The sequence below is a fragment of the Peribacillus sp. NPDC094092 genome, assembly GCF_050279365.1.
Lineage (GTDB): Bacteria > Bacillota > Bacilli > Bacillales > DSM-1321 > Peribacillus.
On record NZ_JBNNUC010000002.1, the window covers coordinates 1,161,799 to 1,173,267 of the forward strand.

12 protein-coding genes are annotated in these 11,469 nt (G+C 40.5%); all 12 read left to right on the forward strand.

From position 1 onward, the window contains the following. The first annotated feature begins 2 nt into the window (after window positions 1-2). The 12 genes from ACQKNS_RS14680 to sleB all read left to right on the forward strand — a co-directional run bounded on the left by ACQKNS_RS14680 (window position 3) and on the right by sleB (window position 11,468). A complete protein-coding gene (locus ACQKNS_RS14680; protein ID WP_427643834.1) occupies window positions 3-1,508 on the forward strand; it encodes a RecQ family ATP-dependent DNA helicase in 1,506 nt (501 codons plus the stop codon). Then, window positions 1,498-2,124, forward strand: a complete 627-nt coding sequence (locus ACQKNS_RS14685) for a CPBP family intramembrane glutamic endopeptidase (protein WP_427643836.1) — start codon at window positions 1,498-1,500, stop codon at window positions 2,122-2,124. Before ACQKNS_RS14680 ends, ACQKNS_RS14685 begins: the two co-directional genes overlap by 11 nt. Further along, entirely contained in the window at window positions 2,102-2,902 is an 801-nt protein-coding gene (locus tag ACQKNS_RS14690; protein ID WP_427643838.1) for a LysM peptidoglycan-binding domain-containing protein, read from the forward strand. Before ACQKNS_RS14685 ends, ACQKNS_RS14690 begins: the two co-directional genes overlap by 23 nt. Window positions 2,903-3,044: 142 nt before the next feature. After that, entirely contained in the window at window positions 3,045-3,503 is a 459-nt protein-coding gene (locus ACQKNS_RS14695; RefSeq protein WP_137016062.1) for a YpbF family protein, read from the forward strand. Window positions 3,504-3,553: 50 nt separating this feature from the next. After that, a complete protein-coding gene (locus tag ACQKNS_RS14700; protein WP_427643840.1) occupies window positions 3,554-4,414 on the forward strand; it encodes a metallophosphoesterase in 861 nt (286 codons plus the stop codon). Between the two features lie 98 nt (window positions 4,415-4,512). Beyond that, a complete protein-coding gene (locus ACQKNS_RS14705) occupies window positions 4,513-5,406 on the forward strand; it encodes a MerR family transcriptional regulator (RefSeq protein WP_427643842.1) in 894 nt (297 codons plus the stop codon). A gap of 91 nt (window positions 5,407-5,497) precedes the next feature. After that, entirely contained in the window at window positions 5,498-6,073 is a 576-nt protein-coding gene (locus tag ACQKNS_RS14710) for a genetic competence negative regulator (RefSeq protein WP_427643844.1), read from the forward strand. A 259-nt stretch (window positions 6,074-6,332) separates the two neighbouring features. After that, window positions 6,333-7,610 (forward strand): Glu/Leu/Phe/Val family dehydrogenase, encoded by a 1,278-nt coding sequence (locus tag ACQKNS_RS14715; protein ID WP_048681753.1) that lies wholly within the window; start codon window positions 6,333-6,335, stop codon window positions 7,608-7,610. A gap of 148 nt (window positions 7,611-7,758) precedes the next feature. After that, entirely contained in the window at window positions 7,759-8,727 is a 969-nt protein-coding gene (locus tag ACQKNS_RS14720) for a YpdA family putative bacillithiol disulfide reductase (RefSeq protein ID WP_427644232.1), read from the forward strand. Window positions 8,728-8,754: 27 nt separating this feature from the next. Next, window positions 8,755-9,720: an asparaginase gene (locus tag ACQKNS_RS14725; protein ID WP_427643846.1), complete on the forward strand. Its 966-nt coding sequence runs from the start codon at window positions 8,755-8,757 to the stop codon at window positions 9,718-9,720. A gap of 96 nt (window positions 9,721-9,816) precedes the next feature. Continuing rightward, on the forward strand, window positions 9,817-10,503 hold the full coding sequence (gene prsW / locus ACQKNS_RS14730; RefSeq protein ID WP_283915081.1) for a glutamic-type intramembrane protease PrsW: 687 nt from the start codon (window positions 9,817-9,819) through the stop codon (window positions 10,501-10,503). A 125-nt stretch (window positions 10,504-10,628) separates the two neighbouring features. Then, window positions 10,629-11,468 (forward strand): spore cortex-lytic enzyme, encoded by an 840-nt coding sequence (sleB, locus tag ACQKNS_RS14735; protein ID WP_427643848.1) that lies wholly within the window; start codon window positions 10,629-10,631, stop codon window positions 11,466-11,468. Window position 11,469: the final 1 nt, after the last annotated feature.

Sequence of the window (11,469 nt, forward strand, 5' to 3'; positions counted from 1 at the left end):
TGATGAATATAGAACGAGTCCTCAAAGAAAAATTCGGATTTGATGAATTCCGCCCTGGACAAAAGGAAGTGGTTGAATCATTGTTGTCCGGCCGTCATACCTTAGCGATGCTCCCGACTGGATCAGGTAAATCATTATGTTACCAGCTGCCTGCTTATCTCTTAAATAAGACTGTCCTAATTGTCTCCCCTTTATTATCTTTAATGCAGGATCAAGCAGATCAGCTGAAGATGAGTGGCGAAAAAAGTGTATTGACCCTCAACTCTTTTTTGACGCTAAATCAAAAAAGGAAAGCTTTCGACCGGTTACATAGTTATCGTTTTATCTTTTTATCCCCTGAAATGTTAAGTCTGGATGGTGTGATAAAATCCTTGAAATCGATAGACATAGGTTTGTTCGTCATAGACGAAGCACACTGCATCTCCCAATGGGGGTATGATTTCCGACCGGATTATTTGAATTTAGGAGAAGTGAGGCGTGAATTGAACAACCCGTTGACACTTGCCCTTACGGCAACGGCAACAGATGAGGTCCGGAGGGACATTGTTGGTAAACTCAATATAGGGCATGCCAAGGAAATGGTCTCATCTGTTGATCGGGAAAATATTGCCATTATTGTCGAGCGAATGTTCAGCTACGATGAAAAGCTATCCCGTGTGCTGGAACTTGTCAGGAAATTTACCGGAAGCGGAATTATTTATTTTTCCTCTAAAAAAGCGGCGGAATCAGTCACTGGGTTTTTACAGGATAACGGGATAGATAGTGTCAATTATTATCACGGTGGAATGGAACAGGAACAAAGGATGCTCATTCAGCAGCAATTCATTTCCGGCCAGTTGAAAATTATATGTGCAACAAGTGCTTTTGGAATGGGTGTGAATAAATCGGATGTCAGATATGTTATCCATTTTCATATCCCGTCCACGATGGAAGCATACCTTCAGGAGATAGGCAGGGCGGGACGAGATCGGAAACAAAGTGTGGCGGTCTTATTATATGCCGAAGGGGATGAAGGGCTTCCCCTGCATTTGATGGAGCAACAATTGCCTACGGATTCGCAAATTGATGGTGTATGTTCTTTCCTTAATGCATCTCACAAAAATATGGCGGATTTGACCCTCTCGGAAAAAGATCAGCTGTCTCAATCTTTTTCGTTGAACGAAATCCAGCTCCGTTTTTTTATGCAGCTTATCACGGGCAATGACCTAGATCAAATCGCAGAGATGAAAGAGTATTGTCAAAAGAGAAAATCGAACAATCAGGAAAAGCTGCATAAATTCCTTCACTGGATATATGCACAGGAATGTCGCCGTTTAGGGATACTGGACTACTTTGGAGAAAAGCATCTGGAAGTGAACCCCATCTGCTGTGATATCTGTGGGGTGGCTGTCGATAAACTGGCAGATGTATGGCCGGAAGTCAAGCTGGATCCCGTCGATTCCTTTTCCACTTGGAAAAAAGAATTGGCTAATATCTTATTAAAGAAGGAAAATGGCAATGAAAAATAAGCAAGCTGAAATAATTAAACAACTTACAGATAAACAGTTGCTATATAATTTGTTTCTTACACAAATTATTCTCTTAACGTTAGCCATCTTTTTAGGTATTATTTTATTTAAAGACCGTTCAGCTTTTTTCGACTTATTTATCTTTGATGATCTGAACATTTTACTTATTGGGATTCCTGCTGGAATCATTGTCGTGTTAATTGACATATTGTTTATGAAAGTGACACCATCTTCCTATCAGGATGATGGCGGTATTAACGAACGCATTTTCAGTAATTTGTCATACCCGATGATTTTTGCCGTTACTTTAATGGTTGCGATAAGTGAAGAAGTATTATTCCGGGGAGTGTTGCAAACACATTTTGGTTTGCTTATTACGAGCCTCATATTTGCAGCCGTTCATTATCGTTACCTTTTTAATTGGTTTTTATTTTTAAATGTTCTGGTTTTGAGCTTCTTTATCGGTTTTCTATTTGAAATGACTAATAATCTTATCGTGACGATGACAGCTCACTTTTTGATTGACTTTATCCTCGGTATGTTAATAAGGAACAAAAAGCACAGAGGGTTTAGCAAGAAAGGGGGTGACTTGAATGAGCCAAGTGCAAAAGAATGAAAAAGAAAACGATCAGGCCGGTGAACTTCGTTCGCGGATGGAACGTCAGAAGGCTAAGTCCTCATTGCCCAAGCGGAGCAAAGTCCACCAGAGTAAAAAGAAAAAAAGTAAATCGAAGAAGATCCCGATGATTCAATTATTAGCATTATTTTTTATTTTACTTCCAATTGGATTTTACACCCTTTATACATATCTGCAGGATAGGCCTGTACCTGTTGTGAAAAGTGACCAAGTCGTCTTTAGAGAGGAAGATACTGAATCGATTCCAACTACAGCTACTTCAGATGATTTAAAGGAAAAAGATTCGGCAAAGGCTGCAGCGGAGAAAGAAAAAGAAGAAGCTGAGGAAAAGGCCAAAGCGCAGCAAGAAGCTGAGGAAAAGGCCAAAGCACAGCAAGAAGCTGAGGAAAAGGCCAAAGCGCAGCGAGAAGCTGAGGAAAAGGCCAAAGCACAGCGAGAAGCTGAGGAAAAGGCCAAAGTACAGCAAGAAGCTCAAGAAGCTGAGGAAAAGGCCAAAGCACAGCAAATAGCTGCCGAAAAAGCGAAGAAGGCAGAAACAGAAAAGAAAAAGGCTGCCGAAAATGATAAAGCTGCGAAACCGGATAAAGAGGGATACAAGGTTGTCTTACATACTGTTCAAGGTGAAGAAACATTATTTCGCATTTCCATGAATTACTACAAATCACAGGAAGGGATTGCTCTGATCAGGGAGTGGAATGGGCTGAATGGCAATGAAATTTCCAAAGGTCAGGTATTGAAAATCCCCATCAAGAAATAACGATGGCACTCTGTCTTTATAGGCAGGGTGTTTTTAAGATTGTTTGACTTAATTCAGTATGAAGGTAAACGTGATAGGTACTTTATCATTTTTTCCTTTGCTCTTTCATATCATGATTTGAAAGAGCAGAGGAGGAAATGCGATGGAATCGACAATCATTTTATTGGATGAGAAAACGGATCAAGCAACAAAGCAAATGCTGCAGAATGTCGTAGATCGAAAGAAAAAATTCGAGGCACTTAAAAAGAAGCATCTTCAAAGCTTATGGGCAACCATGATTGTTGCTGCCCTTTTTATGATTTATCTATATTTTTATATCGTTGTACCTTATTCCTATTCCTTTTTCAGTATGTTTAGTGTTTTCGTGGATCATTTTAGCCATTTCCTTTTTTTGGCGGCAGCAATCGGCCTTTATGGATATATGGTATTAATTAAAAAAAAGCTTGATAAAGCTGAAAAGGAGTTTCAACTGTTACGCTGTGAAATCATTAATAAAAGTAAGCAATTGTGGGAAAAAGAGGAAGAATGGAAAAACCGCCATAAGGTTTTTGAAATGATGAAGAAGAACTATGATATTAATTTATATCATGAAAATAAATGATAATCGCGATAAACCATATTTAATTGCGGGTAATATGGTTTTATGGTTATATGAAAGTACGTTTGGGATATGGATGGAAAGAAGGTTTAACTAAGATGTTATGGTTATCAGGATTATTTTTATTCATCATTTTGCTGTCATTTGCCGTAATCATTTACATGTGGCGTACCGCTATGCAAGATAGGGTGATTTCTCAAGACTTATTTTTTAAAGATTTTCCTGAAGGCTTTGGAGATGTTCGGATTTTTTTTATATCCGATCTTCATCGGCGGATCGTTGCGGATAAATTAATTGAGGAAGCTCGTGACAAGGCAGATTTGGTGATAATCGGCGGTGACATTAGGGAAAGCGGGGTTCCCTTAGAACGTGTGGAAAAAAATATATTGAATCTAAAAGAACTTGGTCCCCTTTATTTTGTTTGGGGTAATAATGATTATGAAGGAGACTTTCATGAACTGGATGCGACTCTTTTGAAACATGGTGTGAAAATCCTTGATAATACAGCTGTTTCTTTTGAATCTCAAAATGGCACCAAAATCGCTCTTCTGGGCATTGATGATATATCGGAAGAACGTGATAGGCTTGACCTTGCCCTGTCGGATTGCGGGGATGAAGATTTTCGGATTTTGGTGAGCCATAATCCATTGGTCAAGAAACAGTTGACTCCAGAACACCATATTAGTCTTGTCCTGTCAGGTCACACCCATGGCGGGCAGATTCGTCTATTCGGATTCGGGCCCTACCAGATCGGCAGTATTGAAAAAGAGGGGGACTGTTTATATATGACGAGTAATGGCTATGGGACAAGCGCAGTGCCTTTAAGGCTTGAGGCTAAGCCGGAAACGCACCTCTTCACACTGAAAAGGGGGACAAACACTGAAATAGGTGAAGCCGTGGTAAAGACCTATTAGGCTCCTATTGATGGAGCATCTCGGAATTTTACAGACCATGAAAAATCCACTATAATTTCAACAAATGATCGTACAATTATTGGAGGCCTTGTAAAACCATGCAAGAAGGTAAATATAATATAAAGGCAGTTTCAAAACTGCTGGACATTCAGTCGGGAACCCTTAGGGCATGGGAAAGGCGCTATAAATTTATTGAGCCTGTCAGGAATGAATCGGGTCATCGGCTGTATACTGAAAAACATTTGCAAATCCTTAAGTGGCTCATCAATAAGACAAAGCAAGGTTTTACAATAAGCCAAGCCGTTTCACTTCTTGAAAGTAGTGGCACTCCAGCTCCTGGAGTTCCTGAAACGAACCGTAAGGATGAACAAGCGATTAAGTTATCGGATGAATTAATTGATGCCCTATTGAATTTCAATGAAAATAAAGCGCATATGCTGATAAGCCAAGCATTCAGTATGTATACAATCGAGCAAACCATAGTTGATGTACTTGGCTCAATATTGGTTCAGATTGGGGATAAGTGGGAAAGGGGGGAAATTACTTCCGCTCATGAACACTTTGCGTCGAACATCCTGAAATCCAGGATCAGTTCAGTTATGCATACCATTCCGACTAACGGTTTTCTTCCGAAAGCCCTTACCGTTTGTGCCCCGGGTGAAAAACATGAATTTGGGCTTTTGGTCTTTACCGTTTTTTTGAAGCGGAAAGGGTATGAAACCATTTATTTAGGTGAATCGGTAGCTGATAAGGACCTTTTCACCGTTTTGGACATCATAAAACCGTCTTACCTATTCATGTCTTGTTCACTGAAAGAGAATTTAGATGGAACATTTAGGCTGGTTGAAATGTTAATAAAGGATTTCCCGGACTTGAAGGTGGGGCTTGGCGGTGCGGCGCTGAGCCTCATTTCCGAGGAAAACCGTGCGGCCTTCAGCGAAGTTATAATGGGGGACACACAACCGAAATGGGAGGAATGGCTGAAAGGTTAGCGGCATCCGGCTTAAGAGAAATAATGGATATGCACCCTGCGACCAAGGCTTCATATGATGTATGAAGATGGTAACCAGGGGGCATTTTTTTATGAAGCTGGAGCGATTAACTAATAATAAAATCAAGATTTTTTTGACCCTTGATGATTTAATTGATAGAGGCATAACAAAAGAAGATATATTAGGGAATTCCTTAAAGGTCCACAAGCTATTTCAGGATATGGTCGAAGAAGCGTGCGAAGAACTCAGCTTTAAAATGAGTGGCTCCATTGCAATTGAAATTTTCTCTTTGCCCGCACAAGGGTTGATAATCATTGTGACAAAGGACGAAGAGGAATTATTGACTGATGAAGAGGAATTCTTGGATTTACAAGTGAAAATAGATGACTTCCCCCATATTCTGTATGTGTTCGATGACTTTGAAGATATCGTCCAATTATGTCGTAGATTATCTTTTCAAGGTTTGCTTAATAGTACTCTTTATCATTTTGAGGGAAGATACTATTTACTTATCGAAAATGTTAAAGACACGACATATGACACGGTCATATCTTTGGCGGCTGAGTATGGCCATGCATCTACTTTGACACTCAGCCGCATCAATGAATATGGAACATGCATAATCGAAAAAGAAGCGATACATGTTTTGCTCAAACATTTTAGCTGATGTGAAACAAGGCAGCCACATTATGGTAAAAACTATGCGGGCTGCCTTTTTTGCCTCAACTTTCTGCCGAAGGAGATAGACGCTTAAAGAGTATGAAAACAGTTGATATGATAACGTTTTCATTTTTAGAATATTTCCAACTTTTAATTTCCCATTTTTACTCTTGCATTAATGTAACGAAGGTGTATACTAGCACATGAAGAGGACTATTTGTACATTATAATTTTTATATATGGAGATTTACTAGGAGGTACTTTTAATGGAATCGGCAAAAGGCAATAGCCATGTAAATGAAGAAGAAAAACACGACGTACTGAGGTCTACCCAAACTGTAATACATAAAGCTTTGGATAAGCTGGGTTACCCGGAAGAAGTTTTTGAGCTGTTGAAGGAACCATTGCGTTTATTAACGGTGAAGATTCCGGTCCGCATGGATGATGGCTCGGTTAAAATTTTCACAGGTTACCGTGCACAGCATAACGATGCTGTTGGCCCTACAAAAGGTGGTATCCGTTTTCACCCTAATGTAACGGAACGTGAAGTGAAGGCATTATCCATTTGGATGAGCTTGAAATGCGGCATCGTCGATTTGCCATACGGCGGGGGTAAAGGCGGTATCGTTTGTGATCCTCGTAATATGTCATTCCGTGAACTTGAAAGGCTGAGCCGCGGCTATGTACGTGCAATTAGCCAAATCGTGGGGCCGACTAAAGATATCCCGGCACCTGATGTGTTTACAAATTCCCAAATCATGGCTTGGATGATGGATGAATACAGCCGTATGGATGAATTCAACTCGCCAGGATTCATTACGGGTAAGCCGCTAGTGCTTGGAGGTTCTCATGGCCGTGAATCAGCAACTGCTAAGGGTGTGACGATTTGCATCAATGAAGCTGCCAAAAAACGCGGCATAGATATTAAAGGTGCGCGGGTAGTCATTCAAGGTTTTGGTAACGCAGGTAGTTTCTTAGCTAAATTCATGCATGACGCAGGTGCTAAAGTTATTGGGATTTCGGATGCATATGGTGCTCTTCATGATCCTGAAGGATTGGATATCGATTATCTTCTCGATCGGAGAGATAGTTTCGGAACCGTAACGAAATTGTTTAAATCCACAATTTCAAATAAAGAATTGCTTGAATTGGAATGTGATATTTTAGTTCCGGCTGCAATTGAAAACCAAATCACTGAAGAAAATGCTGCTGATATCAAAGCATCGATCGTTGTCGAGGCAGCTAACGGACCTACAACGATTGAAGCGACACAAATCCTGACGGATCGCGGAATCCTTCTTGTTCCTGATGTCCTTGCTTCAGCTGGCGGTGTAACGGTTTCTTACTTCGAATGGGTACAAAATAATCAAGGGTATTACTGGTCTGAAGAAGAAGTTGACGAAAAGCTGGAAAAAATCCTTGTTAAGTCTTTTAATAACATTTATGAACTTGCACAATCAAGACGTGTTGATATGCGCCTAGCGGCATATATGATTGGTGTAAGAAAAATGGCTGAAGCTTCCCGCTTCCGTGGTTGGATCTAAAAAATTCAAATCATGTATTGCTTTATAGAAAATCATGTTCATTGCATTATCATTGAAATGATTTGTAAAAACTCCTATCATGTATTGATAGGAGTTTTATTTTTTAGCGAACGAATTACATAGTGCATGGAAAGGCAGTGGAATGAAGATGAATGTTGAAGAAGTCATTATCATAGGTGGGGGCCCTTGTGGATTGGCTGCTGCAATCGCTCTTAAAGAAGTGGGAATACAATCCTTGATCATTGAAAAAGGCAATGTGGTTGATTCCATTTACCGTTATCCGACACATCAAACATTTTTCAGTTCGAGTGAAAAACTTGAGATTGGTGATATTGCTTTTATAATCGAAAACCGTAAACCGGTCCGCAATCAGGCGCTAGCCTATTATAGGGAGGTAGTCAGGAGGAAAGAATTGCGGGTCAATACATTCGAAAAAGTGGAAAAGGTGGAAAAACGAGAAGATGGGAAGTTTTTAGTCAAGACATCGAAAGGTGAGTATACAGCTTTGCATGTGATCATATCGACCGGTTACTATGATCATCCTAACTATATGTGCATTCCGGGTGAACAGCTCCCTAAAGTGTTTCATTACTTCAAGGAGGGCCATCCCTACTTCAATTGTGACGTTGCAGTCATCGGTGGCAAAAACTCAAGTGTGGATGCCGCTCTGGAATTGGTCAAATCAGGAGCAAGGGTTTCAGTCCTTTATAGAGGATCGGATTACTCTCCAAGTGTCAAGCCTTGGATTCTTCCTGAATTTGAATCATTGGTACGCAATGGAACCATCAAGATGGAATTTAATGCAAATGTTGACAGGATAACGGAAGACAGCGTCATCTATCACGTGGGTGATGAGGAAAAAGTCATAAAAAATGATTTTGTATTTGCAATGACTGGTTACCATCCTGACCATTCCTTTTTAGCTTCAATGGGCATTACTATTGATAAGGAGACTGGAAGGCCCGCATATAACGAGGAAACGATGGAAACGAACGTTAATGGTCTTTATATTGCAGGAGTTCTGGCAGCCGGAAATAATGCGAACGAAATCTTCATCGAGAACGGCAGGTTTCATGGTGGATTGATTGCCTATCATTTGGCACTTAAAGAAAAGTGAATTTTTTAAATGAGGAGCAGTGACCGTATGGAAAAAATATCATTAATAACGACTGGTGGGACTATAGCCAGTAAAGAAACTGTGAATGGAATGCTGGCCTCTGGTGCATTGACTGGCCATGAGTTGGCAGCACTTTGTGAATTGCCCAACGATATCAAAGTTAAAGTGGTTGATCTTTTCCAGATTTCAAGCATGTCCATGTCCTTTGAGAAAATGCTCCAGCTTAAATCAGCCATTCAAAAGGAATTGGAGGATCCCGAAGTCACGGGAATCGTCGTGACCCACGGTACGGATACACTTGAGGAAACGGCTTATTTCCTTGATGTCACGAGCAGGGATCAAAGACCTATCGTATTAACCGGTTCCCAACGTTCTCCTCATGAGGTGGGCACCGATGTATATTCCAATCTAAGGAATTCGATTTTATGCGCTGCGAGTGATCTTATTAGGGATGTTGGTGTAGTGGTCGTTTTTAATGAGCGGATCTATTCTGCAAAGTATGTCAAAAAAGTACATGCCTCCAATTTGCAGGGGTTCGAATCTTTTGGCTATGGATATTTGGGGATAATTGATAATGATGTCGTCAGCATCTATCAAAAACCTCTGCATAGGGAGTGTTATGATATTCAGAATCGGATCCCAAGGGTGGATATCATCAAGTGCCATACAGGCGCTGATGGCCTCTTTATTGATGCTGCGGTTGCAAACGGTGCGAAAGGCATTGTGCTCGAGGGTGTAGGAAGGGGACAAGTTACCCCTGTAATGGTAAAATCCATACAAACTGCAATCGATAAAGGAATCACGATCATCATGACCACAAGTGCAGAAGAAGGAAAAGTTTACCCAGCTTATGATTATGAAGGCAGCGCATTTGATTTAAAACAACGCGGTGTGATATTAGGTGCTGATTATGACAGCAAGAAGGCTCGAATCAAGTTAGCTGTCATGCTTGCAAGCGAAAACCCTATAGATGAGACCTTCTTTAAGTACTGAAGGATAAAATTAAATTTGGAAGACTTGATTTTGGATTCAGTTTTTCTTCATTCCATGATAGGATTAAGGAAAAGAAGATGAAAAGAGGGTCAGCTAATGCTGGTCATGTTGTCAGCGGCTATTGCGCCAGGATTGGCGCTACTGAGCTATTTCTATTTGAAAGATCAATATGAAACCGAACCGATATCGGTTGTGGTCAAAACTTTTTTATTCGGTGTATTTCTTGTATTGCCGATTATGTTCATACAGTATGTGCTCGAAACCGAACATATCCTGAATACTGATTTAGCAAATGCTTTTTTATGGGCTGCACTGCTTGAGGAATTCTTCAAGTGGTTCATACTCATTTATGTTATTTATCAGCATGTGGCATTCGATGAGCCATATGATGGGATTGTATACGGAGCTGCAGTCTCCCTTGGATTCGCTACAATGGAGAATATTTTGTACTTGTTGGCCAACGGGGTGGAACACGCTTTTCTCAGGGCGGTACTCCCTGTATCCAGTCATGCTTTGTTCGGTGTGATCATGGGATATTATTTGGGTAAGGCGAAATTTTCGGCTTCAAATAATAGGGTCTATTTATTATTGGCATTGATCATACCGATTTCGTTACATGGGGTTTACGATTATATTTTGGTTTCCCAAAAATTTTGGGTGTACTTTATTATGCCATTCATGATTTATCTATGGTGGTTAGGCATGAAAAAAGTAAAGAAAGCACGTTTGTTGTCTGACTTTCATGCAAAGAAACTTTCTCAAAATCATTTCCTTAGCAAATGACGAATACTATCTAAACGGAGTGCTGGCATATTTTGCCCACTCCGTTTTTTTTATGTTTGGAATAAAAAAACCAGTAAAGAAGAAAATAGAATTATATTAATTCAAGAAAAAGAGGAGTGTTTTTGATGAAAGGAATTTCGTCAAAATGGAAATGGCTTTTGCTGTTTTCGTGTATAACTATTTGTTTCGTAATTTACCCGGAAACAAAAACAAATGCCTTTTCGGGCCAAGTCATTCAAAAAGGTGCGGTTGGAGATGATGTAATTGAACTGCAGGCACGCCTGCAAAACATCGGTTACTATAATGGAAAGATTGATGGAGCCTATGGATGGGGCACTTATTGGGCACTTCGAAACTTTCAACAAGATTTCGGGCTTCCAATCGATGGTCTGGCAGGGACAACAACAAAACAAAAGTTGGCGAATGCATCTAATTTCAATAAACAATTTGTTCACGAACAGATCAATAAAGGGAACGAGTTCACCTATTATGGGGGAGTCCCCATTGAAAAACAGGTAAAAGCGAAAGGAAAAGGATCTGCTTCCGGAGGGGCAGCTTCCGGAAATGCCCCTACCAAAACGGCTACATCAGCCAATCTTCCAGGAGGATATTCTCAAAACGATATACAGCTGATGGCCAATGCCGTATATGGAGAAGCACGAGGGGAGCCATATACAGGTCAGGTTGCTGTTGCAGCAGTAATTCTGAATAGGGTGGAAAGTGCTGCCTTTCCTAATACCATTTCTGGAGTGATTTTTGAGCCTGGGGCCTTTACGGCTGTTGCGGATGGACAGATTTGGCTGACACCGAACGAAAGGGCGAAAGAAGCCGTGGTGGATGCTATCAATGGGTGGGATCCGAGCGGCAATGCAGAATATTACTTTAATCCCGATACGGCAACAAGCAAATGGATCTGGTCAAGGGAACAAATTAAAAGAATCGGAAAACATATCTTTTGTAAGTAAA

What these genes read in the sequence shown, in the direction of transcription:
- ACQKNS_RS14680 (WP_427643834.1), top strand. Translation starts at nt 3, where the DNA reads ATGAATATAGAACGAGTCCTCAAAGAAAAATTCGGATTTGATGAATTC.
- ACQKNS_RS14685 (WP_427643836.1), top strand. Translation starts at nt 1,498, where the DNA reads ATGAAAAATAAGCAAGCTGAAATAATTAAACAACTTACAGATAAACAG.
- ACQKNS_RS14690 (WP_427643838.1), top strand. Translation starts at nt 2,102, where the DNA reads ATGAGCCAAGTGCAAAAGAATGAAAAAGAAAACGATCAGGCCGGTGAA.
- ACQKNS_RS14695 (WP_137016062.1), top strand. Translation starts at nt 3,045, where the DNA reads ATGGAATCGACAATCATTTTATTGGATGAGAAAACGGATCAAGCAACA.
- ACQKNS_RS14700 (WP_427643840.1), top strand. Translation starts at nt 3,554, where the DNA reads ATGAAAGTACGTTTGGGATATGGATGGAAAGAAGGTTTAACTAAGATG.
- ACQKNS_RS14705 (WP_427643842.1), top strand. Translation starts at nt 4,513, where the DNA reads ATGCAAGAAGGTAAATATAATATAAAGGCAGTTTCAAAACTGCTGGAC.
- ACQKNS_RS14710 (WP_427643844.1), top strand. Translation starts at nt 5,498, where the DNA reads ATGAAGCTGGAGCGATTAACTAATAATAAAATCAAGATTTTTTTGACC.
- ACQKNS_RS14715 (WP_048681753.1), top strand. Translation starts at nt 6,333, where the DNA reads ATGGAATCGGCAAAAGGCAATAGCCATGTAAATGAAGAAGAAAAACAC.
- ACQKNS_RS14720 (WP_427644232.1), top strand. Translation starts at nt 7,759, where the DNA reads ATGAATGTTGAAGAAGTCATTATCATAGGTGGGGGCCCTTGTGGATTG.
- ACQKNS_RS14725 (WP_427643846.1), top strand. Translation starts at nt 8,755, where the DNA reads ATGGAAAAAATATCATTAATAACGACTGGTGGGACTATAGCCAGTAAA.
- prsW (WP_283915081.1), top strand. Translation starts at nt 9,817, where the DNA reads ATGCTGGTCATGTTGTCAGCGGCTATTGCGCCAGGATTGGCGCTACTG.
- sleB (WP_427643848.1), top strand. Translation starts at nt 10,629, where the DNA reads ATGAAAGGAATTTCGTCAAAATGGAAATGGCTTTTGCTGTTTTCGTGT.